The 24,375-nt window shown below is 59.3% G+C and carries 18 protein-coding genes, 2 tRNA genes and 1 pseudogene; 3 read left to right on the forward strand and 18 right to left on the reverse strand.

Going from position 1 to position 24,375, the window contains the following annotated elements:
* Window positions 1–16: 16 nt before the first annotated feature.
* The 11 genes from HZA03_04615 to topA form a co-directional block, all read right to left on the reverse strand.
* On the reverse strand, window positions 17–682 hold the full coding sequence (locus tag HZA03_04615; protein MBI5637237.1) for a thiopurine S-methyltransferase: 666 nt from the start codon (window positions 680–682) through the stop codon (window positions 17–19).
* A 179-nt stretch (window positions 683–861) separates the two neighbouring features.
* Entirely contained in the window at window positions 862–4,818 is a 3,957-nt protein-coding gene (locus tag HZA03_04620; protein ID MBI5637238.1) for a PAS domain S-box protein, read from the reverse strand.
* 517 nt (window positions 4,819–5,335) lie between these two features.
* Entirely contained in the window at window positions 5,336–6,853 is a 1,518-nt protein-coding gene (locus HZA03_04625) for a tetratricopeptide repeat protein (protein ID MBI5637239.1), read from the reverse strand.
* Window positions 6,854–7,157: 304 nt separating this feature from the next.
* Complete coding sequence (locus HZA03_04630) at window positions 7,158–9,332, reverse strand: PAS domain S-box protein (protein MBI5637240.1); 2,175 nt, start codon at window positions 9,330–9,332, stop codon at window positions 7,158–7,160.
* Between the two features lie 231 nt (window positions 9,333–9,563).
* Window positions 9,564–10,472, reverse strand: a complete 909-nt coding sequence (locus HZA03_04635; GenBank protein ID MBI5637241.1) for a paraslipin — start codon at window positions 10,470–10,472, stop codon at window positions 9,564–9,566.
* A 22-nt stretch (window positions 10,473–10,494) separates the two neighbouring features.
* Window positions 10,495–10,929 (reverse strand): NfeD family protein, encoded by a 435-nt coding sequence (locus tag HZA03_04640; protein ID MBI5637242.1) that lies wholly within the window; start codon window positions 10,927–10,929, stop codon window positions 10,495–10,497.
* Window positions 10,930–11,039: 110 nt separating this feature from the next.
* Entirely contained in the window at window positions 11,040–12,062 is a 1,023-nt protein-coding gene (mobB, locus tag HZA03_04645) for a molybdopterin-guanine dinucleotide biosynthesis protein B (GenBank protein ID MBI5637243.1), read from the reverse strand.
* Window positions 12,050–13,270, reverse strand: a complete 1,221-nt coding sequence (locus tag HZA03_04650) for a molybdopterin molybdotransferase MoeA (protein ID MBI5637244.1) — start codon at window positions 13,268–13,270, stop codon at window positions 12,050–12,052. The genes mobB and HZA03_04650 overlap by 13 nt, the downstream gene beginning before the upstream one ends.
* A 464-nt stretch (window positions 13,271–13,734) precedes the next feature.
* On the reverse strand, window positions 13,735–14,049 hold the full coding sequence (locus HZA03_04655) for a hypothetical protein (GenBank protein MBI5637245.1): 315 nt from the start codon (window positions 14,047–14,049) through the stop codon (window positions 13,735–13,737).
* A 143-nt stretch (window positions 14,050–14,192) separates the two neighbouring features.
* A tRNA-Phe gene (locus HZA03_04660) sits at window positions 14,193–14,268 on the reverse strand.
* 99 nt (window positions 14,269–14,367) lie between these two features.
* A complete protein-coding gene (topA, locus tag HZA03_04665) occupies window positions 14,368–16,686 on the reverse strand; it encodes a type I DNA topoisomerase (protein ID MBI5637246.1) in 2,319 nt (772 codons plus the stop codon).
* Window positions 16,687–16,847: 161 nt separating this feature from the next.
* Between topA and HZA03_04670 the strand changes: the two genes are divergently transcribed.
* From HZA03_04670 to HZA03_04680, 3 genes and pseudogenes are all read left to right on the forward strand, one after another.
* On the forward strand, window positions 16,848–18,785 hold the full coding sequence (locus tag HZA03_04670; GenBank protein ID MBI5637247.1) for a DUF839 domain-containing protein: 1,938 nt from the start codon (window positions 16,848–16,850) through the stop codon (window positions 18,783–18,785).
* 384 nt (window positions 18,786–19,169) lie between these two features.
* Window positions 19,170–19,460: pseudogene (locus tag HZA03_04675) on the forward strand (type II toxin-antitoxin system RelE/ParE family toxin).
* 15 nt (window positions 19,461–19,475) lie between these two features.
* Window positions 19,476–19,793, forward strand: coding sequence for a HigA family addiction module antidote protein (locus HZA03_04680; protein ID MBI5637248.1), 318 nt, complete (start codon window positions 19,476–19,478; stop codon window positions 19,791–19,793).
* Window positions 19,794–19,823: 30 nt separating this feature from the next.
* Here HZA03_04680 and HZA03_04685 read toward each other — a convergent pair.
* The 7 genes from HZA03_04685 to HZA03_04715 all read right to left on the reverse strand — a co-directional run bounded on the left by HZA03_04685 (window position 19,824) and on the right by HZA03_04715 (window position 23,986).
* Window positions 19,824–19,899 (reverse strand) — tRNA-Arg (locus HZA03_04685).
* Window positions 19,900–20,085: 186 nt separating this feature from the next.
* Window positions 20,086–21,402: an ATP-binding protein gene (locus tag HZA03_04690; protein MBI5637249.1), complete on the reverse strand. Its 1,317-nt coding sequence runs from the start codon at window positions 21,400–21,402 to the stop codon at window positions 20,086–20,088.
* A 3-nt stretch (window positions 21,403–21,405) separates the two neighbouring features.
* Entirely contained in the window at window positions 21,406–22,068 is a 663-nt protein-coding gene (locus tag HZA03_04695) for a response regulator transcription factor (GenBank protein ID MBI5637250.1), read from the reverse strand.
* 1 nt (window position 22,069) lies between these two features.
* Window positions 22,070–22,390 carry a PepSY domain-containing protein gene (locus tag HZA03_04700; protein ID MBI5637251.1) on the reverse strand — a complete coding sequence of 107 codons (321 nt, stop codon included), beginning with the start codon at window positions 22,388–22,390 and terminating at the stop codon, window positions 22,070–22,072.
* A 12-nt stretch (window positions 22,391–22,402) separates the two neighbouring features.
* A complete protein-coding gene (locus tag HZA03_04705) occupies window positions 22,403–22,975 on the reverse strand; it encodes a diheme cytochrome c (protein MBI5637252.1) in 573 nt (190 codons plus the stop codon).
* 26 nt (window positions 22,976–23,001) lie between these two features.
* On the reverse strand, window positions 23,002–23,388 hold the full coding sequence (locus HZA03_04710) for a DUF1924 domain-containing protein (GenBank protein MBI5637253.1): 387 nt from the start codon (window positions 23,386–23,388) through the stop codon (window positions 23,002–23,004).
* A complete protein-coding gene (locus tag HZA03_04715; protein ID MBI5637254.1) occupies window positions 23,285–23,986 on the reverse strand; it encodes a cytochrome b/b6 domain-containing protein in 702 nt (233 codons plus the stop codon). The genes HZA03_04710 and HZA03_04715 overlap by 104 nt, the downstream gene beginning before the upstream one ends.
* Window positions 23,987–24,375 lie beyond the last annotated feature (389 nt).

The raw sequence follows: 24,375 nt of genomic DNA on the forward strand, positions 1-24,375 counted from the left end.
GGAGCGTAAAGCGTCCCTACTCCCCCTTCCCTTCCAGACAGTACACCTTTTCGCGCATTGCGGTCAGGCCGCGTTTTCTGAACGGCTCCAGTTCTTCGCCCGTCATTTCCACTTCGCAGAGTTTGGCGATCTTGAAACGGGGGGAGTAGAGCCGCGCCACCTCATCCTCGGCGACCGCGAAGGGGGGGCCGGACATCCGGCCTTGATCGTATTCCACGGTCACCAGCGCCACCCGCGCGGCGGTGGGGAGCTTTTCCATGATGGCATCGGTATACCGCTCCCGCATGGCAGGCGGAAGCGCGATAAGCGAGGCGCGGTCGTACATCGCCCCCGCCGCCGCCAAATGCGCGGCGGTAAGCGCGAAGAAATCGCCGCAATAGATGGTGACGCCATCGGCCGAATATTTTTTGAACCCCGGCTCGTGCGCCACCGTTGGTTGAAGCCGGTTCTCGCTGAAAAAACCGTTCACCGCCAGCCCGCTGAGCTCCACGCCGATGACGTGATGCCCTTGCGCGCGGAGCCAAAGCATATCGAAGCTTTTGCCGCACAGCGGGACGAAAACCGCCGCGCCGGGCGGCACGCCAAGTCCGGGCCAGAACGCCTGAAGATGGGCGTTGATGGTCTCCTGGTGAAAACCGATCTGGTTCTCTTGCCAGCGCTGATGCCAGAAATCAGGTTCCATAACGAAAATACTACGCGAGAGCGCAAGGTATCTCAAGTTCTTCCCCCCTTCCTCCCCGGTGGGTACCCAATTTATTGGGTACATCGGCCCGAAGGGCCGACAGGGTTGGCGCTGTCGCGCCAACGTACATGCTGAGAGCATGTACCCGCCAGGGAAAATCAGGAAGGGTTCGGATAAATTTATCCGATGAATCTTCTCACGCGCGGCAAAAATTCGGCTTTGTCGATTTTCTTGGTTACGAAATCATCGCCGCCGAATTTGAAAATGGAATCCCGTATTTCCATGCCGTATTCGCCGATCATCACGATGACCGGTATATCCTTGGTCTCGGGCGCGCCTTTGATCCGTTTCAGCAGTTCAAGGCCGTCCATAACCGGCATCTGGATATCGGTGATAACCAAATCGGGCCGGACGCCGGCCATCTTATTCAGCGCATCCTCGCCATTTTCCGCCTCGATGATATCGGCCTTCATCTCCCGCAGTTGCAGCGTTTGGAGGAGACGCGCATGCCCGTCGTCATCCACCAGAAGAATCTTGGGGCGGACGTACGGCAGTGTAAGGCAGAACAGGCACCCCTTGCCGGGTTCGCTTATCACCCCCACCCCCCCTCCGTGAAGTTCCATGATGTTTTTAACAAGCGGAAGCCCAAAGCCGGTGCCGGTTTCACCGGCGGTTCCCGGTGTGGAGGTCTTTTTCTCGAACTTGAAAAGATCGGCCAGCAGATTGGGCGGGATGCCCGGCCCGGTATCCCGGACACAAATGGTTGATGCGTTTTCTTCCGCGAGGGATATGGAAATGCGGTCGCCGTTTTTGCAGAACTTTATGGCGTTGGTGACGAGATTCTGGACCGCCTCGGCCAGCAGGGTCTTGTCGCCGTAAACGCGGCTGTTTGCCGGTATCGTGCTCTCAATTTCAATCCCCTTTTGCCGCGCAAGATGGGCATAATTGCCGGCCATTATCACACCCAAATATTGCGCATCGAAGAATTGCCTGTTCAGTTTCAGTTGGCCGGTTTTAAACCTGCTTATCGTCAGCAGATCGTCGATGAGGCGGACCATCGCTTCGCCGGATTCCGCCGCCCTGTCCAATATCAGTTTTGCGCCTTCGTTCAGCGGTTCGGCGTAATCATCGCGCACCAAATGTAAAAACCCGATCATCGACGCCAGCGGCGTTTTAAGGTCGTGGGACACCAGCGACACGAACTTGTCCTTCAGCTTGGTCGCCTCTTCCGCCGCCTCTTTGGCCGCTTTCAACTTCTCCTCCGCCGCTTTCCGTTCGGTGATGTCGCGGATGATGCCGGTAAAGTATGTTTTTCCTCCCTCTTCCCAAGCGGCGAGTGAGAGTTCCAGCGGAAATTCGGCGCCGTCTTTCCGCAGCCCTTCCAAAGTGGCGGTTTTCCCGATTAACCGGTAGGGCCCGCCGGCCGTCGCCCGCGCCAAGCCCCGCCGGTGCGCCTCATCGTAGCGCTTCGGTATCAGCAATCCCACCGGCTTGCCCAGCGCCTCGCTTTCGGCGTGGCCGAACATCTTTTCGGCTCCCTTGTTCCAGTGGATGATCTCGCCCGCGCCGTTGATGGATATGATGGCATCGGCGGCCGATTGGGCCACGGCACGGAACTTTCGTTCGCTGGCACGCAGGTTATCTTCGGCCCGTTTGCGTTCGGTGATGTCGCGGACGACGGAAAGCGCCATCGTCTTTTCGCCGAGCGGAAACTGGCGTGAAATGATCTCAACGGGTATCAGCCGCCCGTCCTTGGCGCGATGCACCCGCTCAAACCGCACGCTTCCATGCTCAAGATTTTCCCGTTCCAGCCACCCGTACTCTTCCGGCTTGGTGACGGTCTCCCCGGTGTCGATGTCATCCGGCCCAATCGTCAGCATCTCCGCGCGGAAATAGCCGAGCCTTTTGCACATCGCGTCGTTGACATCGACGAAGGTTCCCATCTTTTTTGTGACGGGATCGAACTCGTGCAACACCAGTCCGTCGCTGATGACGTTAAACAGCTCGGCGTAGGTTTTCTCGGCCTCTTTCCGCGCGGTGATGTCGATAACCTGTACGTACAGATGCATCGGCCTGCCATTTGCGTCTTTTATAAGGGCAACCGCCACCGAACACCAAATGACATGGCCGTCCCTGTGCATAAACCGTTTTTCGACTTCCCGCTTTACCGCCTCGCCCCGCGCCACTTTCCGCAGGAACTTTTCCCCCATTTCCATATCAAGGGTGTGGGTGAAGTCCTGGAACGATTTCCCGATAACTTCCTTTTCGGCATAGCCGAACATCAGGCATAAGGCGTCATTTACCCGCGTAAACTTGCCGTCAAGGTTGAGAAACGCCAAGCCGAATGCGGCATTATCAAACGTTACCCGCAGCCGCTCTTCGGATTCCCGTATGGCCTGTTCCGCCTTTATCCGTTCGGTGATGTCGCGGATGGAGGTCACCCGCGCTTTTTGGCCGTGATAAACGGCGCCCCGCCCCTGTATCTCTATGGGGAACAGCGTGCCGTCCTTTTTGAGTCCCACCGCCTCGTAACACTCTTCGCTCCCCCGCCCGATATGATCCGCCACGATGGCGTACGACTCCGGCGGAACCAGATCGAGGGGAGTCTTGCCGATGATCTCATCCCGCGCGTAACCGAACTTCCGGGCGAAAGAGGTGTTGCAATCCACTATCTTTCCACCAACCGTTATCGTGACTCCTTCAAAGCTCGCCTCGGAAAGCTGGCGAAAGCGTTCTTCGGATTCCCGTATGGCCTGTTCCGACTTCACCCGCTCGCTAATGTCGCGCACCGCGGTAATACGGGCTTTTTGGCCGCGGTAGAGGATGACGCGGCCCTGCATCTCTATGGGGAACAGCGTGCCGTCCTTTTTGCGCCCCATCACGTCGTAAACTTCTTCGCTCCCCCGCCTGATATGATCCATGATGACGGCTTGCGATTCCGGCGGGGAGAGATCGACTGGAATTGTGCCGATGATTTCCTCCGGCGCGTAGCCGAACATCCGGGCAAAGGCGCTGTTGCAGTCCACCACCTTCCCTTCGACGTTGATGACGATCCCTTCAAAACCCGCCTCAGAAAGCTGGCGGAAGCGTTCTTCGCCCTCGCGCAGGGTTTCTTCCGCTTTTTTACGTTCCGTAATGTCCTTGCCCACCCCTATGAAGCCGAGCAACTCGCCGTCCGGACTTTTCCACGCCGCGCCGTTGCACAGGTGCGGAACCAGCGCGCCGTCATGCCGTATGAAACGCACCTCGATGGAGGCCAACCCTTTTTCGAGCACCTCTTTGATGCCGTCAAACACCACCTGCCTGTCCTCTTCGCAAACGAAATCGGCGGCCGGACGTTCCATCATCTGTTCGCGGGTGAGGCCGCATAACTCCTGAAGGGCCGAGTTCCATTTGATGAGCGCGCCTTTCGTGTTGATGACATACAGTATGTCCGGCTGCGCTTCCATGATGGAGATCAGCTCCTTTTCCGCCTTTCTGCGCTCCGACACGTCGCGCATGTCGATGACGAACGATATTTCGGAATTCACCAAGCACTCGGAAGAGGCGCATTCAACCATCAGCTTTTTGCCGGATTTCGTGACCGCCACCGCTTCGGCCACCGGCGCGGCGCTGTGGCCGTCCCACCCGTCCAGCGACGCCGCAAAGCCATCCACCAACACCCTTTCATATCCGTCCGGCAGCAGGAGGGAGATATGTTTATTCTCAAGCTCGGTTTTGCCGTAGCCGAACATATAGTGCGCGGCGGGATTGGCGGAGAGGATGGCGCCGTCACTGTTTATCCGGATGATGGCATCCGCCGACGAAGCTATGACCGCGCGGTGCAACGCTTCCGAAAATTCCAGTTGGACGGTTCTTTCCCGCACCCGCCGTTCAAGGGCGCCGGAGAGCGCTTTGAGGTCTGTTACGCTCCGTGAAAAAGGGCGGTAAATAAAAAAGTAGAGCAACGGCAGGAGAACGGTGGTGAGGATCAAGGCATCCATCGTGTAGTATGCGGTTTCGGCGAACTCGTGGAAGAAACTCATGATGATCACTTCCGTCAGGTACAGGGCGCCGACAACAGTCGCCACCAATATCAGCGGGCGTGGAAGGGCGTTTACGGCCCCGTCCTCTTTTTTCAGGCTCTCGTTATCCATGCTGCCCCCAGCGTAGTGGCGGCATTTCCTGGTGGGTACGGACTTTAGTCTGTACATCGGCCCGAAGGGCCGACCCTTTCTTGGTGGGTACGGACTTTAGTCTGTACATCGGCCCGAAGGGCCGACCTCTCTCTTGGCGCTCCGCGCCAATGTACACAATAAATTGTGTACCTACCGGCGCCGCCGCGCCAACGTCACACAAGAATGTGCGGCCTGCCGGCGCCGCCGGCTGCGTGTCATCCTGAGCCGCAGGCGAAGGATCTCTTTCCGGAAAGGGATTCTTCGCTGCGCTCAGAATGACAACCAAGGGATTCTTCGCGGAGTTTACACTGAGCGGAGCGAACGTGCTTAGAATGACATGCTTGCGGCTTCGGGATGAAAATTTCCTCCCCTTTGCAAGGGGAGGTGCGGGAGGGGTAAAAAAAACCTCCCCTGTATCCCCTCCTTGCAAAGGAGGGGATGACTCTATATTCGATGCCCGATTGGTATTAATCGTCTTTTCCAAACTAATGCCCCCTTACCTCACCGTGTTCCGCTGGTCGCCAAAGGCGTCCTTGCGCTCGGCCTGCTCGGCGGCTTTTTTGGCCTCCTTGAAGGAGGGGTCGATGGCAAGCGCCTTCTTGAAACAGGCGGCGGCCTTTTCCCTTTGGTTGTTCTGGAGATGGGCCTTGCCGAGGTTGAAATGGATGTTCTGGTCGTCCGGGTCTATCTTGAGGGCGGTGAGATAGTAATTGACCGCCGCGTCGAGTTCCATAAGGCGCCGGTGGCATATCCCCAGATAGTTGTAGAGGCGGACATCCGAAGGGTTTGTCTCAAGGGCGTCCTCAAACTGGGTTATCGCTTCCCGGAACATCCCCTGCCTGATGTATGCTTCGCCCGCCATGCAGAGGATGCGCTGGTTTTCCGGATCGATCTTTACCGCGCGCTGGAGGGCGTACCGCGCCTTTCCCATATCGCCGTTGGCGAGGTATATCTCGAAAATCCCGGCCCAGTCTTCGGCCTCCGTCGGCGTGATGTGCAAAGCCTGTTCCATCGTCCGCTTCGCCTCGGCGAACAGCCCCAGCTTGCGGTACGCCAAGACCAGATTGTTGTACGCCGCTATAAGCGTGGGGTCGGTGTCCATCGCGGTGTGGAATTCGGTCTTCGCCATTCCAAACTTTGCCTGAACGCCGGTATCCTCCCCCTCCATATAATGCGCTTTGCCGAGGCCGACGTGCATCTTGGCTTTTCTGCGCGGCTTTCCCGGCGGAATGAAATTCTCGATGGCCTCCTTGAAATACGCCGCGGCCGATTCATAATCCCCTTCGCGCAGCGCCGCTTCCCCTATGCGCAGCAGCAGATCGGACGAGACGGAGTCGGCCTTCAGCATCTCCTTCAACTCCGCCAACTCGTCGAACGCCTGCCCGGTGCGCCGGTAACAGAGCGCCAGCAGGCGGTGCGCCTCCTGCCGGCTGAAATCCAGCGCAATGGCGGCCTTAAGGTGCGGGATGGCGCGTTCGTGCCTGTTGCATCCGGCATATACCTTGCCCAGGGCAAGATGGGGCAGCGGGGACCACGGGGCATACCTGAGATATTTCTCCAGCCGCCGCGCCGAACTCATATACAGGTCGTCAATCGCGGTGGAAATATCGCTGGCCGCGCCGGCGCGCATAAGCCACTCTATCGCGGCGGCGCGGCCCGCCTCTTCCCGCGCGATAGCCGCGGCAAACTTAAGCTCCATCGATTTTGTCAGGTGCTCGAACGTGAAGGGGAGTTCCAGCAGGACGACGCTTTCGGGAAGAACGCCCTCCATTTTCAGCTTCTCGTCGAACCTGTCGGCGAACAGGACGAATGGGATGGCCGGTTCCAGTTCCCGCTCCAGCAGCACGCGCGACCAGCAAATGTCGGCTTGCAGGGCATCGATTTGGTCTTCGGCGATAACAAGATCGTAGCCCTTCCCCTTGGGATGGCCGGCAAGAACGGCGGCGACAAGACCCTCGGCCGGAGCGGTGCCAACCACTTCGTGCGGCGGATTTGCGGCGGGGAGATTGCCCATACATTCCGAAAATCGCGCCGCGACCTCGGCATAATGGGCGGACACCAGAACCCTCATTTGCGCATGCCCTTATGTTTCCGCCTCAATCCCCGTTTTTTGGCAATTACCCACATATAACCATTTTAGGTTATTTTGACCGAATATAATATCCAATTTTATCTTCGTATTCCAGCGTTATCCGTTTGATATTCAATTGCATTAACTCAATAACATTGATACGTTTACCTTCAAAAAACGTAACGCTTAGTAACATAAATGGCCGCCCGGTTTTTTACGGATGGGAAGAGTGGGGGGGGGGGGCGAATTACGCCTGGATGGCGCCTTTGGGAGGGGGCGGCAAGACGATATAGAAGGTGCTCCCCTTCCCCACTTCCGATTCCACGCGCAAGTCTCCCCCGTGCGCTTTCATGATGTCGCAGCTGAGCGGCAGGCCAAGGCCGGTGCCGCTCTCCCCCGCCGTGCCGCAGATTGACGTTTTTATCTCGTACTTGAAAATATTCGGCAGCAGGGATGGGGGGATGCCCGTACCGGTATCCTCCACGGCCACCGTTCCCGGTTCCGGCAGGTAAATCCGCACCCTGCCCCCTTCGCGGCAGAATTTTATGGCATTTGAAAGGAGATTCTTGAAGACTTGCAGCAAAAGATGCTCGTCCGCGTAAACGGCGGCTTTAGGGGGAACCTCATTTTTAATCTCAACCCGCTTCCCGGCGGCATAATTCGCATACGCCAACCCCGCCTTGACGGCGATGGAATGCAGATCGGTCAAACCGGCACTGGGCCGCAGTTGCCCCGTTTTGATCCTGCTTATGTCCAGCAGGACATCGATAACATTGAGCATCTCGTTGCTGGCATCGAGGGCGCCGGTAATCATCGACCTGGCTTCATTTTTGCCCATATCGCCATGTTCACGGTGCAGTATCTTAAGGTATCCCTGCATGGTGGTGAGCGGGTTTTTCAGGTCGTGGCTCACCAGTGAAACAAATTTGTCTTTCAGCAGCGTGGCTTCTTCCGCCGCATCTTTCGCCGCTTTCAGTTTCTCCTCCGCCTCTTTGCGTTCGGTGATGTCGCGGACGGCGGTAACCCGCGCGTTCACGCCGCGGTACGGAATGGAGCGGCCCTGCAACTCTATGGGAAACAGCGTGCCGTCCTTTTTGCGCCCGATCACATCGTAAACTTCCTCGCTCCCCCGCCTGATATGATCCATGATGACGGCCCGCGATTCCGGCGGGGAGAGGTCAACCGGTACCGTGCCGATGAGGTCCTCCGGTTCGTAGCCGAACATCCGGGCGAAGGCGCTGTTGCAATCGACAATCTTCCCTTCGATATTGATGACGATCCCTTCAAAAGCCGCCTCGGAAAGCTGGCGGAGCCGCTGTTCGCTCTCGCGCAAGGCTTCTTCCGCCTTTGTGCGCTCCGAAATGTCCTTGGCGACCCCTATGAAACCGATAGGCTCCCCGGCCTCGTTTTTCCACACCGCGCCATTGCACAGGTGCCAAACCAATGCGCCGTCATGCCGTATGATACGCACCTCGATGGAGGCGGATCCTTTTTCGAACACCTCCTTGATACCTTCAATTACCAAAGACCTGTCCTCTTCGTAAACAAACTCGGTCGCCGGCCGTTCCATCAACCGCTCCGGCGCAAGGCCGCAAAATTTTTGAAGGGTCGAGTTCCATTTGATGAGCGCGCCGTTCAAGTTGTATACATAGAGCATGTCCGGCTGCGCTTCCATAATGGAGATCAGTTCCTTTTCCGCCTTCACCCGCTCGGCGATTTCGACGCGCAGCTTTTGCACGGCGGACTCCGCCCCGTCCCGCGCCTTCCTCATCTCCTCCGCCAGCGCCCTGTTTTCCAATGCCAGCGCGATGGCGCTTTGTATGGTGCGGGTGTTGTTCCGCGTGATGACAGCCAGCACAAGGTAATAGATCGCCAGCATGATGCCGACGGGGAGATGCTCGACGGTTCCCATGGCAAGGTTTACGCCGATAATGGGAAAAAGCGCGACAACTAAAAAGAACTGGGCCGTCCGGGGCATCGCGGCATAGGCAAAGGTGCCGCCAGCCGCCATCCCCCCCACCATTAAGACGACAAACATTTGTGCCGAAAGCGAATTCGGCGGGTAGGACACCAGCGGCACCGCGCCCCATATCAGCCCCGCGACAATGGTGAGGAAAGACTGCATTCCGCCCCAAAAAACCGTATCAAATGCTTCCCGCGCATGGCGCCGGAACGCCAGGTAAAACCAAAAGCGGAGCCCCATCCAGAACAGAATCAGCGCGAACCAGGCAAGGAGGTGGGTGGATCCTATTTCGTCTTTCAGGATATACAGAAGGAGCGCGGATCCCACCGGCACCGCGGCAAAAACGCCGATCAGGTTTTGATGGAAATGGCGAATGCACTCCCGCTCCAGTTCCAGTGACGAAGAATCAATCGGCGGCGCGGAAAAGGCTCCGCCAATGCCATTTCCGATACCCGTCATTTTATGCCCCGCCCCCCGATGCCATCCGGCAGCCCCATCGTTCCCCTATGGAATAGCCGCTCCGTTCCCATGAAAACATTATACTGTTTTTCCCGGTTACATTTCACCGCGTGTCCCCTTTCGAGGACTTCCACGGCTTCAGCCACCCTGAGGGAGCGTTGGCGACCGAAGGGTCTCTTTCCGGAAAGGGATTCTTCGCCGCTTCGCCGCCCGGTCACGGAATCGAAGATATCACTTCTGCTGCTTAACCACGCTCATCGCCGCCGTAACCAGCGAGCCGATATCGGCAAAGTTCGCGGGAAGAATCATGGTGTTGCCGGCCTTGGCCAGCTTGCCGAATTGTTCCACCAGATTTTCGGCCACACGCAATTGAACCGCCTCTATTCCCCCCTGTGCCTGTATTGCCCCCGCCACGGCCTTTATTCCTTCCGCCGTGGCCAGCGCTATGGCCTTTATGGCCTCCGCCTGCCCCACAGCCTCGTTTATCTGTTTCTGGCGCACCGCCTCCGATTCAAGGACAACTTTCTGTTTCTGGCCTTCGGCCACGTTTATCGCGGACTGTTTTTCACCTTCCGACTGCAATATCGTCGCGCGCTTTTCCCGTTCCGCCTGCATCTGCTTTTCCATGGCGCTCAGAACCGACTTCGGCGGATTGATGTTTTTAATCTCATATCTGAGTATCTTGACGCCCCATTGCCGGGCCGCCTCATCAATGGCCGAGACAACGGCCGCGTTAACGGTCGTCCTTTCCTCAAAGGTCTTATCAAGGTCTATCTTGCCCATCTCGCTGCGCATGGAGGTCTGGGCAAGCTGGGTTATCGCAAAATAATAATTCCCTATCCCGTACGATGCCATCTTCGCGTCCATGACCTGGATGAATATGACGCCGTCGACGCCCACCTGCACGTTGTCCTTTGTTATGCATATCTGCTCCGGTATGTCTATGGCCTGCTCCTTGAGGGAGTGCTTATAAGCAATCCTGTCTATAAAGGGGATAATGAAATTCGGCCCCGCTTGCAAAACCCGGTCCGCCTTGCCAAGACGCTCCACCACATACGCGCTTTGCTGCGGGACCACACTTACGCCAAAGGCAATGGCCACAACGGCCAGAATGGCAATAAGAGCGAAAACCTGTACCATAAAACACCCCTCCTTTGTAAAATTACCGCGATGCGGGCCGTACCTTAAGCCGTATTCCGTCCACCGCCATTATTTCCACGGTACCGCCCGCGGGGATGGCCGCCTCCGCATCGCTGAAGGCTATCCACCTGGAACCGCGATATAAAACGCTCCCTTCACCTCTTGCCGGTATTTCGTTTATGACGGTTACCTTTGCGCCAATCTGTTCGGACTTATACTCATCGCGGAAATAAAGTCCTTTGGCGGTCTTTCGCAGCAAGACCGCCGAAATAACCGATGTCGCGGAAAACACCGCCAACTGAACGCCAATATCCGTGGTGAGCCCCAATCCTGTTGTAATGGCCGTAACAATGGCGCCTATCCCCAGGAAAACAAGGATAAAGGTAAAAGTCATCACCTCGATAATAATGAGGATTATTCCGAGGGCCGCCCAAAACCACGCCGATGAGATATGCATTATTCCCGCCCTTCCGCTTCTTTTGCGCGCCGCGCACCCCTTGGACTTTTTTAGATTGTAAGCCCTCGCGGGGATTCATGCAAACGCCGCGGGGGAAAAGAAGGGAATGATTAAGCCGCTCCCTCCGGCGTGTTCAGGTTCTTGAGGCGGGCGGCGTCGAACAGGCGGGGATCGCCTTTGACGCCGAATTTTTCGAAGAGGCGGGTTATCGACATCTCGCCGCCATGTTCGCGCGCGATGCGGGCCAGCAGTTGCGACGAGTAGCAGGAGGCCAGCGGCTCCACCCCCTTTTCCGAACGCGGCCCCATGAACCGGAACGCCGGTTTGCGCCGGACAAGTTGGCCCACATAGCCGTCGTCGATATTCGGCAAGTCCACGGCGAAGACGAGCCAATCGACGCCGGGCGCGAACCGGTGCGCCGCCACGAGGCCCGCCAGTGGCCCTTCAAACCCCGGCGGGTCGGCGATCCGCTCCGCTTCGGCCAACGCGGGGGGCAGCGGGCCGGAGCCGAGAAGGTACGTGCGGTTGGCGTGATGTTTCACCACGCCGTACACATGCTCCGCCAGCGTGGCGTTGCCGGCGGGGAGCAACGCCTTGGGGCGGCCCATCCGGCTGCTTTTCCCCCCTATCAAAATGCCGGCATAGAGCGGCTTCAGCAGCAACGCCCGTATCAGCCAATAACCCACTTGGTCGGCGATCTTGCCGGTTTCATCGTGCCGCAGCGATCCATGCCCGCCGATGTCGTAGAGAACCCTGTCCGCGGTTACGGGATCCTCCCTCCCGATGCGGGGATGAACCCAAAATTTATCCCACGGGGCGTTTTTGTATCCTTCAACGATGATGATGTCGCATTCGGCGAACGAGGGGGGGCAGACGAACTCCTCGCCGCCCTGCGTCCGCAAAAAACCCTCGCCGGGCGACCCGGCGGCGATCACCCGCGCCCCCGCTTTGAAAATGCGGTCGGTGTCCTTTCCCACCCGGTCCACCTGAAGGCCGTGCGCATCGTGCTTCAGATAGGCTACCGCGAGGCCGCGCCGCGCCAGCGCGGGAACGATCCGCTCGATGATGGTGGTCTTGCCGGAGCCGCTGTAGCCGCAAAAGCCGATGACCGGCACGCCGTTCAGAAATTCCATGGATGGAACTCCACCACGGTTCCGGCGGGAAGTTCCCGCGTCTCTTCGGGAATGACGATCAGGCCGTCGCTGCGGCCGGCCGAAACAAAATCGCCCGACCCCTGATACCCCGGAACGGGGACGACCGCCGCCCCGCCATCGGCGTAACAGCCGACGCGGAACTCGCGCAGCCCGTGCTTCTTTTTCGCGGGGGCCGCCAGCGGCAAGCGGAGCGGGGGCGGAACCGCTTCGCCGAAGCCGGCCATCTTCCGCAGCGCGGGGAGGACAAACTCGCGGAACGTGGCCGCCACCGATACCGGGTTGCCCGGCAGGCCGAAGACGGCGGTCTTGCCTTTGACGCCGAACCAGACAGGCTTGCCCGGCCTGATGGCCGATTTGTAGAGGCGGTTTTGCACGCCGCATTCCATCAGCACGTCGGGGATGTGGTCGCGCTCCCCCATCGAAACGCCGCCGGTGACGATCACCACGTCGTTTTTGTTGAGCGCCGACGCCAACGCGCGGCGCAACGCGCGCGGATCGTCTTTTATCACGCCGCCGAAAGTGGCGGTTGTCCACGGTATCGCCGCCAGCCGCGCCATCAGGAACCGGCTGTTGGAATCGCGTATCTGGTACGGGGCCGGTTTCTTCGCTGTGCCGACCAACTCGTTACCGGTGGCTATCACCGCCACCCGTATCGCGCGGGTAACGGCGACCGCCGCCGCGCCAACCGAAGCCGCCACCGCCACCCGGCCGGGGGTCAATGGCAGGCCCGCCGCGATGAGGCGCGCCCCTTTTTTGCAATCGGCTCCCAAGCGATGGATGTGTTGCCACCGCTCCGGCGCTTCGGTGAAAAGCTCGACGTATGCGCCGTCGGCTTTACTTTTTTCCACCTGCTCCACCGCGTCGAGTCCCGCCGGAACCGGCGCGCCGGTCATGATCTTGAGGCACTCCCCCGGCCGAACCGGCCCGCGCCACGCGGCGCCGGCTTCCAGCGTGCCGGCGCGGCGGAACCGGCGCAGCCCTTTGGCGAGATCGGCGTAACGGACGGCGTAGCCATCCATCGCGGAACGGTTGAACGGAGGGAGCGGGCGGTCGGCCCGGATAGTTTCGCGCAGCACGAAGCCGAAAGCTTTTTCGAGGGGAAGGCGGACGGCGGGGAGCGGCTTCACCGCGCGCAAAACGGCGGCCTGCGCCTTGGCGAACGGGGTGAGCGCCGCGATATTCTTCATCCGGCGATTATAGATGATTATTGGAAATTTTTATGCAGGGAAGAAGCCGTAACCGGGCATGGGAATACGGAAGCGCATTGGGGGCGCTTCCGTATTGCGGTAATGCGGGTTATTTCTTTTTGTCCGCCTTCGGTCTTTTCTTTTTGCCGTCCTTCACTACTTTTGCCATGAACGCCACCTCCTTCATTTTCAAATTTCAGGGTTAACCGTCATTCTTATTTATCCCCTCGCACAACAATATACCACCGCCCCTGAAAAAGTGGAGAAGATGAAAAGGAAAATAACTGAACCACGAATGGCACGAAGGACACGAATAAGGGATGAAGCGGAATGGGGGAAGGAAATCCATTGTTGTCCCTTCTTGGCTTTCCCATTCGTGATCTTCGCGTCATTCGTGGTTGAAGCTGAAAGGGATTCTTTCGCATCGTATTCCGCCGCTCCCGCGCCGCGCCCGGAATGGCGGATTATTTTCCCTGCAGGATATCCTGATAATTCGGCGGGAGCATCTTCTGAAGCTCTTCCAGGCTCTTGCCTGAAAGCTCCGCGCAGACCCTGCGGCACTCATCCGGTATCCGCCCGTCGTCGGCCGGGCATGCGGCGGGATCCTTCGGGTGGTTCTTCCGGCACTGGTCAAGCGCCTGCTTCGTCCCCTCTTCGCACATGGCGGGACAATCGAACCCCTCTTCCGCGAACGCGCCATGCCCGGCGAAAAGAACCGCCGCCAGCGCAATGAAAAAAGCGAATACAAGTGAATAACTGTACGTGGATGAAATCCGCATTCTTTGGATTATAGAACAAAACCGAACCAGCCGCGATTCATGCGCGGGCGTTGGACCGCATGGTGGACACCACAACTGAATAATGAGAGCTTTGAAAATATGACTGGATCCCGGGTCAAGCCCGGGATGACAAGGGTGAAAAATGGTGCCCGGGGATGGAGTTGAACCAACGGCACGAGGATTTTCAGTCCTCTGCTCTACCACCTGAGCTACCCGGGCACTCTTGACGCGGCAACGCTTTGCAAGGAGCAAATACTAGCATCCCCGCATGCGCTTTTACAAAACTTTTTTTGCCGTCCCGTCCCGCGGCAACGCGGGCTATTCGGCGGCTTCTTCGGGAGCTTCTTCGGAGGCCGCGTTAAGCGGCTTGGTGTAGCCGCATTCCTTGACGGGACACTTGAGCGACTGTTCGCCCCCCTTCTTGCCGCCGAAGACGAGGAAAGGGCTTTGGCATTTGGGACACGGCTCCTTCACCGGCTTTTCCCAGCTGACGTAATCGCAATCCGGGTAGGCCGAGCAGCCGTAGAAAAAGCGGCGGGCCTTGCTGCGGCGCTCCACCAGTTCCCCCTTGCCGCACTTGGGACACTTGATGCCCAGCGTGATCGGCTTGGTGGTCTTGCAGGTGGGATAGTCCTCGCAGGCGATGAACTTGCCGAACCGTCCGGAGCGCAAGGTCATGTCCTTGCCGCAGGTTGGGCACTTGTCGCCGGTCTTTTCGGGTTCGGCGACGGTGACGCCGTCCTCCTTCAGCGGCTTGGCGTTGCGGCACGCGGGATAGGCGCTGCACGCCATGAACCGGCCGAAGCGGCCGCTTTTTATCACCATCGGCGCGCCGCATTTTTCGCAAATGACATCGGTCGGCTCCGCCATTACGCGCTGGGGCAGCGCGATATCGGCCTTTTCCAGCGCGATGCTGAAGGGGCCGTAAAACTCGCGCAGCAGCTCGATCCAGTCCTTGCCCCCCTCCTCCACTTTATCCAGCCCGTCTTCCATCTGCGCGGTGAATTGCAGATCCAGGATGGTGGGGAAATGCTCCAGCAGCAGTTCGGTTATCATCCGCCCCAGTTCGGTCGGCTTGAGGCGGCGTTCCTCCAGCACCGCGTAGTCGCGGCCGCGGATGGTCTCCATGATGGCGGCGTAGGTGCTGGGGCGGCCGATCCCTTTTTCCTCCAGCTCCTTGATGAGCGACGCTTCGGAGTACCGCGGCGGCGGCTGGGTGAAATGCTGGTTCGGGACGATCTCGGCCAGTTTCACCGCCTCGCCCTCTTCAACGCGCGGGATTTTGTTGCCATCCTCCTCGCCGTTCTTCTCCTCCTCGTCGTCCTTGTAGACCTTGAGGAAGCCGGCGAACTTGAGCTGCGAGCCGGTGGCGCGCAGGGTGTATTTGCCGGCGGCGGTATCCACCGTGAGGGTGGCGATGACGGCGGGGTTCATCTGGCTGGCGACAAAACGTTTCCAGATGAGGTCGTACAGCCGGTATTCCTCCGCCGTCAGGATTTTTTTCAGCGATTCGGGCGTGCGCGCAACCGACGTGGGCCGGATGGCCTCGTGCGCCTCCTGCGCGGATTTGCGGCTGGCGTAGATGTTCGGCTTTTCGGGCAGGTAATCACCGCCGATCTGTTCCTTTATATACTGGCGCGCCTCGGCGATGGCGTCATCCGATATGCGGGTGGAATCGGTGCGCATATAGGTGATGAGACCGACCGTCTCGCCGTGGCCCACATCCATGCCTTCGTACAGCTTCTGGGCGATGCGCATGGTGCGCCCGGCGTTGAATCGGTGGCGCTGCGAGGCGGCCTGCTGCAGGGTGCTGGTGATGAACGGCGCGGCGGCGTTGCGGCGGCGGTCCTTCAGCTCGATGGAGGCGATCTTCAGCGTCTCCCGCCGTATTCCCTCCACCGCGGCGGCGGCGTCCGCCCCGTTGGTGATCTCGAATTTTTTGCCGTCTATCTGGTGCAGCTTCGCCTCGAAGGTCTCGCCCGCCGCGGTGCCCAGCACGGTTTTGACGGACCAGTATTCCTTCGGGATGAACGCTTCGATTTCCTTTTCGCGGTCGACGATGATCCGCATCGCCACGCTCTGCACACGCCCGGCCGAAAGGCCGCTGCGCACTTTGGCCCAGAGCAGCGGGCTTAATTTGTAGCCCACCAGCCGGTCCAGCGCGCGGCGCGCCTGCTGCGCGCGCACCAGCGATTCGTTTATCTTGTGCGGGTTTTCGATGGCCGCCGTGACCGCCTTCTTGGTGATTTCGTTGAACATCACGCGGTAGATTTTTTCCGGGGCGTTCACCACGTCGAAAATGTGCTGGGCGATAGCCTCCCCTTCGCGGTCGGGGTCGGGGGCCAGATAGACGGTGTCGGCCTTCTTGGCGGCCGCTTTCAGTTCCTTGATGACGGCGGCTTTTCCCTTGATGGTGACATATTGCAGGGCGAAGTTGTTATCCACGTCGATCCCCAGCTTGCTCCGGGGGAGATCGCGGATGTGGCCGATGCTCGCCTTCACCTCGAAGCCGGAGCCGAGATATTTGCGGATGGTGGCGGCCTTCGCGGGAGATTCCACGATGACGAGGCTATGCCCCTTTTTTTTCGCCGTCTTCTTGGCGGCGGCGCTTTTTTCCTTCTTTTCTTTTTCAGCCATACCCGAACCTGTATAAGAAACTTCATTGAACTTTGCAAGGTATATTTTTTCCGGCGTGCCGCCGCGCGGGCAACAACCCGCCGCCGCCATGGGGTAGAATAAAGCCGTTTAACACGCTGTTTACGCCCATGCAATGCCGTAACCCGGCGGGGAAAAAGGGGATGATGAAGCATCGTATTATTTTCGCGGCGCTGCTGGCGTTTTTCGCGCTGGCCGCCCTCCCCCGCGCCGCGCGCGCGGAAAAGGAAACGCCGCCGCCGCTTTCGTTCGAGCCGCTTCCGATCCCATCCACCGGCGCCGAAAAAAGCGCCATCCGCATCTCGCCCGCGGCCACCACATACTGCTGCGGCGGCAAGCTGGAGAAACACGCGCTGGAGTACCGCGTGCTCCTGCGCAGCGGCATGGAGGACAAGTACGGACACATCGCCGGCCTCATCGCCGGCGCGGACGGCCTGCCGCTGAAACGGGCCGGCGGATACGCCTTTATCAGCAACAACCCGGACGCCAACAGCCTGATAACCGCCGGCGGCGGCTATTACCTCTTCACCCATTTCGAGGAAGTGCCGGGGGCGGTCTACCTCACGGCATTGGACACGGACAAAGAAGGGAATTTTTCCGTGAAGGAATCCGCGCCGGTCGATTTCAGCGGCGTGCGGGGAACGCTGATGAACTGCGCCGGAAGCAAAACGCCCTGGGATACCCATCTGGCTTCGGAGGAGAATTATTTGCTGGACGCCTACTGGTTCACCCCCGGATCGGAACCGTACAGCCCCCAACACATCGCGCACTGCGCCAAAACGGAAACCGGCGCGCTGACCGGCGGTTTCGAGCGGACGATGGACGAACCGGATTTTTCGTGGTGGTGCGGCGCCGTGAAACGGATGCGCGACGACTACCTGAAAAATCCGGGCGCGTTCAGCCCGTACCGCTACGGCTTCAATATCGAGCTGGCGGTGGACCGCAACGGCGCGCCCTCCATCAAAAACGGCGTGAAACGTTTTGCGATGGGGCGGTTCGCCCCCGAGATGGCGCTGGTGATGCCGGACCGCCGCACCGTCTACCTGACCGACGACGGGGCATACTCCGGCTTCTTCATGTTCGTCGCGGACGAACGGAACGACCTCTCGTCCGGCACGCTCTACATCGCCAAGTGGATGCAGCAACCGCACGGGGCCGACATCAAATGGACGCCGCTGGCACACGGCACCGACAAGGAGATCGGGGCGATACTCGACCTCCAGCCCGATCTGTCCGACATCTTCGACGTGGGCGATCCGCTGGTATGCCCCGCCGGATTCCGCATCATCAAGGCGGGGCCGAGCGGCGCCAACTGCCTCCGGCTGCGCGACGGCAAGAACGGCGGCTCCGTGTCGCCCAAATTCGGCACGCGGATAAGCCCGCTCACGGCGGCGGCGTTTCTGGAGCCGCGCCGCTACGGCGCGCTGCTGGGGGGAACCACCGAATGGAACAAGACCGAAGGGTTGGCCTATGACGACGATCATATGGCGCTTTTCATGGCGGTGAGCGGCATCGATGGCTCGATGCTCAACAACCTCGACCCGGTCAACGACATCCGCATGCCGAAAAACATCTGCGGCGCGGTGCTGCGTTTCAAGCTGGGAGAAGCGCGCGACACGGTGGGAAACAAAATCAAGAGCCGGTTCGCCGCGGCGTTTGCGGAACAGGAGGCGGCGGGCGTGCCGCTTTCCCCCGGCCAGCCGTACGCCGATGAGAACGGCTGCCATCCCGATTTCATCGCAAATCCCGACAATATGCGGTACATCGGCCACAACGTGCTGCTGATCGGGGAAGGCGGCAGCCTGCACTTCAACAACTACGCATGGGCATACGACGTGGAACGCAAAACCCTCACCCGCATCGCCAGCATGCCGACGGGGGCGGAGATTGCCGGGGTTTTCGCCCCGCTGGACGCGATGGACCGGTTTTACATCTTCATGAACGTGCAGCACCCGCTGAACGACGCCGCGCTGAACGCCGAGGGGAAACAGGTGAACGGCCCGCTGTTGGATAGCGCCACCGGCCAGCAGAAAAAAGGCTACGTCGGCTACATCTCCGGCCTCCCCAGCCTGGGGCGGTGAATGAATAATTTGTCATGCCGGCCCCGTGTCGCGGCACGGGGTGACCCGGCACCCAGAAATATTTTCAAAGCCTCCTTCATCGGCCCGCAAAGTAGATGTACCCATTAAAATGGGTATCCACCGGGAAATGAGAAAGCTTGGAAATTATGTCTGGATTTACACATCGCTTCGCTCGTGTCAAAAACGCGGAACACCGCTGCGCGCTGTCCGGTTTTTTCCGCCTGCGCGGGAATGACAGCGCTTTGCATTTTTTGTATCAATGCGGGCTAAAAAAATGGTGCGCCCGGCTGGATTTGAACCAGCTCGGAGGTTTTCAGGCTAATACAAAGCGCGGATGTAAAGTGTTGCTTGACACTTTACACTGCCTTTGATAGCATTTTTTCCATGGAGATCCGGAATGTGGCTCACCGGGGCCTGCGGCGCTTTATTGAGCGCAATGACGCCTCGGGGCTGGCTCCATCCGCTGTTGAGAAGGTTCGCAACATCGTTACCTTCCTGCAAGAGATGGGGGATGTCAAGGAACTCCGCGAAATCCCAAGCTGGAAAGCCCATCAGCTTTCCGGCGGCCGGAAAGGAACGTGGAGCCTGACGGTTACCCGCAACTGACGGCTCACGTTCAAGGTTGACCAAGACGAAGGGGAAATCTTCGACCTGAATTTTGAAGACTATCACTGAAAGGAGACAACACCAATGATACGCATGGCGCGCCCCTCACACCCAGGGCAGTTCATCAGAATGGAAATAATCGAGCCTCTTGGCCTTACCATAACCAAGGCCGCCGAGATACTTGGCGTGACAAGACCCGCTCTTTCCGCCCTTCTCAATGGTCATTCAGCTTTGTCCCCGGATATGGCATTGCGGATTGAAAAAGCATTCGGCTTAAAGATGGATACCCTGCTCCGGATGCAAACCGCCCATGAGATCGCCGAGGTGCGCGGCAGGGAAAAGAACATCAAGGTGAAACGGTATACCGCCAATCCGCGCCCAGCGTCCGCGCAGACATTCTGAAAAAGGGGAGTGGAAAAGGGCTGGAAAAAATGGTGCGCCCGGCTGGATTTGAACCAGCGGCCTTTCGCTCCGGAGGCGAACGCTCTATCCCCTGAGCTACGGGCGCACAATTAAGGAAAGCATTATAAACGTTTGCGCGGGGCGCGGTCGATAAAAATTATCCATTGGAAGTTGCGCCCTTTTCAGCATAGCCTTGTCATCCTGAGCCGCAGGCGAAGGAACTCTTTCCGGAATGAGATCCTTCGCCCGCCTTCGGCAGGCTCAGGATGACAACAAAAAAAGAAACGCGGGGTTACCGGCGGGACGGAAAAGTGATGGACACCCGCAATCCGCCAAGCGGGGCGGCGGAGAATCCGATCCGGCCGTTGTAGCTTTCCACGATGTCGCGCGCGATGGCTAGGCCCAGCCCGTGCCCCGGCACCGATTCGTCCAGCCGGACGCCACGCCCCGAAATCAATTCCATCTTTTCGGGCGGACAGCCGGGGCCGTCGTCCTCGATTGTTATGGCAAGCCCGTCATCCAGCGTCATCGCCAGCGACACGCGCCCCTTGGCCCACTTGAAGGCGTTATCCAGCAGCGTGCCGAGCAGTTCCATCATGTCGGCGCTGTCGAACCCCGCCAGATGCGTATCGGGATACCGCGCATCCACCCGCACCGCCTTGCCGCGATGCATGAGTTCCAGCGTTTTGAGCAGCGGCGGAATATCCCGCGCCGTATCGAACCCCTTGCCGGGAAGATAGCCGCCGGCGAGGCGCGCCTTCCTGAGTTCCTTATCCATCAGGCGCGCCATTTTATCGGCGGATTGGTTGAGGAGAAGGTAGAGCTCTTCGTCCCCCTTCACTTTCTCGTGTTCGGTGGCCTGCATGATGGCGGCCAGCGGCGTTTTCAGCGCGTGCGCCAAGTCCCCCAGCGCGTTGCGCGATCGGGCAAGCCGCTTGCGGGTGATGTCGGCCAGCCGGTTGAGCTGGGTGATGAACGGCGTAAGCTCCGCCGGCACGTCGGTTTCCATCATTTCGGTTTCGCCCCGCTCCATGCGGACGGCATCCATCCGCGCCCGCTCCAGCGGCTTCAGCGCCAGCCGGACAATGAGCATCTGCGCCGCCAGCAGCAGCACAAGCGTACCCGCCGCCACCAGCGCATACCGGTTGCGGAACGCCGCTATTTCCGCGTCGATAGCGGTGACGTCCTCCGCCACGGTGATGGTTACCCGCTGCCCGGCCCGGTTGAACGAGGCGGTGCTGGCCAGCAGCGTTTGCCCCTTAGGCCCCGCCACGCGCCGGATGCCGTCGGCAAGCGCGGGAAACTCCTCATCCCACAGCGAGCGGGAGCGGATAACGCCGCCACCGTGATGGATGGCGAAGTAGTGGCCCGAATAAACGCGTCGGTAAATGGGGGTTTCGGCGTCCGGCTTCAGCGCCAGCGCGCCGTCCGGCTGGCGGGCAAGCGCGGCAAGAAGGTTCTCCGTTTCATGGCCGAGGTTTTGCGCGATGCTGCTTTCCACCACGCGGCGGGCGCTGCGGCTGGCAACCCAAAGCTGCGCCGAAAAGATGACCGCCAGGCTCACCGCCAGCCCGATGGTGATACGGCGTTGGAGCGAGAGGCGCTTCATGCTTTATCCACCGAAGACGTACCCTTGGCCGCGCCGCGTCTTGATCAAATCCTTGTTGCCGAGCTTTTCGCGCAGACGCCGGACGTAGACCTCTATCACGTTGCTCTCCTGCGAGGCCTCGTCGTCGTAGATGCGCTCTTCCAGCGTCGCTTTGGAAAGCACCGTCCCCTCGTTGAGCATGAAGTAGCGGAGCAGCCGGAACTCCACGCCGGTGAGGGGGACACCCGCGCCGCCGTCAAAAGCTATCGCCTGCCGCTCTTCGTCCAGGGTGAAGCCGTGCCCTTGCAGTTGCGCGCCGCTCCCCTGCGCCGCGCGGCGGGTTATGGCGGTTATCCGCGCCAGCAGTTCCTCGGGGTGGAACGGTTTGCCCAGGTAATCGTCGGCGCCGGCCTTGAACCCCTCCACCTTTTCGTTCCACGCATCGCGCGCGGTGAGGATGAGCACGGGGGTGCGGTTTTTTTTCCGCCGCCAGTTCGCCAGCACCTGAAGGCCGGGGCGGCGGGAAAGGCCGAGATCGAGAATCACCGCGTCGTACTGGAGCGAATCCCCCATCGCTTCTCCGTCTTCGCCGTTATCGGCAAGATCGGCCACAAAGCCGTTTTTGGCTAAAAATGCCTTGAGGCTTTGGGCGAGATGCGGGTCGTCTTCCACCAGCAGGAGGCGCACGTCAATCCTTCTCCTCTTCCATTTCCAGAAGCTCGCCGGTGGCGGCGTTGAACTTCAGTTCCCACACGATGCCGGCCGCATCGAGTATCTCGACATCATACACATACAGACCCCGCTTTTTGCGCAGGCCCGCCTCCAGCAGGCGGCCTGTCTTGAGTTTTTCGGCCTTTGCCACCACAATTTTCATTGGGAGGATCGCGCCCTGCTTCACCAGCGCCTTCGCCTCGGCGGGGCCATATTCTTCAGCCGCGGCCGCGGGAAACGGAACAAGCGCCAGCGCCAACGCCGCGATTGTCCCGCATAGCAGCCCGCGCATGTTCATGACGGTTGGCGCTCAGTCCTCGAATTTTCCGAAACCGGGGATGACGACGCCATGCTCGTCGTACGAACCTTTATCGGCGGCCGTGTGGCACTTGCCGCAAGCGGCAAAGCTTTTCACCAATTCGTTGCCGCGCACCATCCGCTCCGGCACCTCGCGGTGCTTCCGCACAAAGTATGCGGTTTTGCTGATCGCAAGCGGGGTATCGCCCCCCTTGATCGAGTTGAGTATCTTCGCCGAGGCCTTGTAGCTGGAGGTTTCGGCGCTGTTCGCCACGAGGTAGGCGGTGAGCGCCTTTTGGGTTTCCGCGTCCAGTTCGGCGTTATCGCCAAAATGGTTATCCAGCGTATCCATCATTTTTTTCCAGCTCCGCGCCGGCAAGAGACCCGGCTGGTAGGCGAAATGGCATGATCCGCACTCCTTTGCGTACAACTCGTTATTCACCGGCGCCACATCGAGCCGCCGGCTGAACAGGCCGCCCCTTCCGTGTTCGCCCCGCTCGTCATCGCCGGCGATGGCCGCCCCGGCGATGGCAAGGCCGCCGATAATCATTATAACCGTCATAATGCCGGCTTTCCGTTCAATCATGGTGCATCTCCTTTTGCGTATCTATGTTATTTGCCGCTGATGAACGCGAGGAAATCCCCTTTTTCCCGGGGAGTGCACTCGCGGTCAAGGGTTTCCTTGCAGTTGCGCTTGAACCACTTCTCTATAAACTTCACGTCGGTCAGCCGCTGCGGGTTGGCCGAGGGGGCCATCGGCTCTATCACCTTGCCGGTCACCGCATGCTTGCCCTGGTTTTTCAGGTTCGCGGTGTGGCAGGCGGCGCAGCTCATCGGCCCGTCTTTGCCGGTGTGAATGGCGCTCCACATCGTTTCGCCCCGCGCCGCGCTGAACTCAGCCGCGCCCGCCTTCTGATACTCCTTCATCAAATCCCGCGCCGTTCCCGCCCGCGCCAGCGGCGCAAGCAAAAGGCTGAGCGCCAGCGCCATAACCGTCATCCGTGCTTTTTTCATTGTTGTTGCTCCTTTCGGTAATCGTTTTCTTTTTGTACCCGGTGATCATGGCAAGCACCAGATTTTCTTTAAAATGCAGGCTTTCAATAAGGGCCGCCGCCACATGCAAGCCGGCCAGCACGATGACTCCCGCCGCGAAAAATTCGTGCATCTCTTTCAGCGCATCGGCGTATTGCCAGCCGTAGGGGGCCAAGAACGCCGCCAGCGGCCCGGCATGTTCCCCCGCGCCGTAGACGATCACGCCGGTGACGGATGCCATCACCACAAAGAAGAGAATCGCAAGGATCATCATCCCCGCCACCGGGTTATGCCCCAGCGTGCGGCGGTGGCGGAAGCGGAGCGCATCTTTCAAGTAATCCGCCGTGCGGCGCAGGGGGTGGACAAAATCGGCGAACCGCGCGTGTTGGGGGCCGATAAAGCCCCACACAACCCGCCCGGCGATGAGAAAAAGAATGACGTAGCCCGCCGCCGCGTGAACCGTTAAAAAGTCCTCTTCCGTCAGGAAGGCCACCGCCAAAAGGGCTGCCATTGCCCAGTGGAAAAACCGCACAAAGACATCCCATACCTTCACGTTGCCATTCATATTTTCGCGCTTCTTGTTCTTCATGGTTACAAGGTAACGCGCGAACCTGAACCGAACCTGAATGGATTGGAAAAAATTTGGAGGCTGGTAGGTGCGAATTCATTCGCACAATTGGCGCTACGCGCCAATGTACACAATAAATTGTGTACCCACCGGGGAGAAAAAGAGCTTTGACAATATGCTGGGTGCCGGATCAATTCCGGCATGACAAAGAAGGGTTGGCGCTACGCGCCAATGTGCGACAGGATTGTCGCACCTTGTATCTTGGAAATCGTAGAATTTCATTAAGTGGAAACCGGGGAAAACTGTGTCGCACCTAATGGCTGGGACCATGTTTGGTAGATAAGTTTCCCCGGTCTTCCGACAGACTCTGAACCGTATCTTAGGCC

It is taken from the genome of Nitrospinota bacterium, from assembly GCA_016217735.1.
In the GTDB taxonomy this organism is placed as follows: Bacteria; Nitrospinota_A; UBA7883; order JACRGQ01; family JACRGQ01; genus JACRGQ01.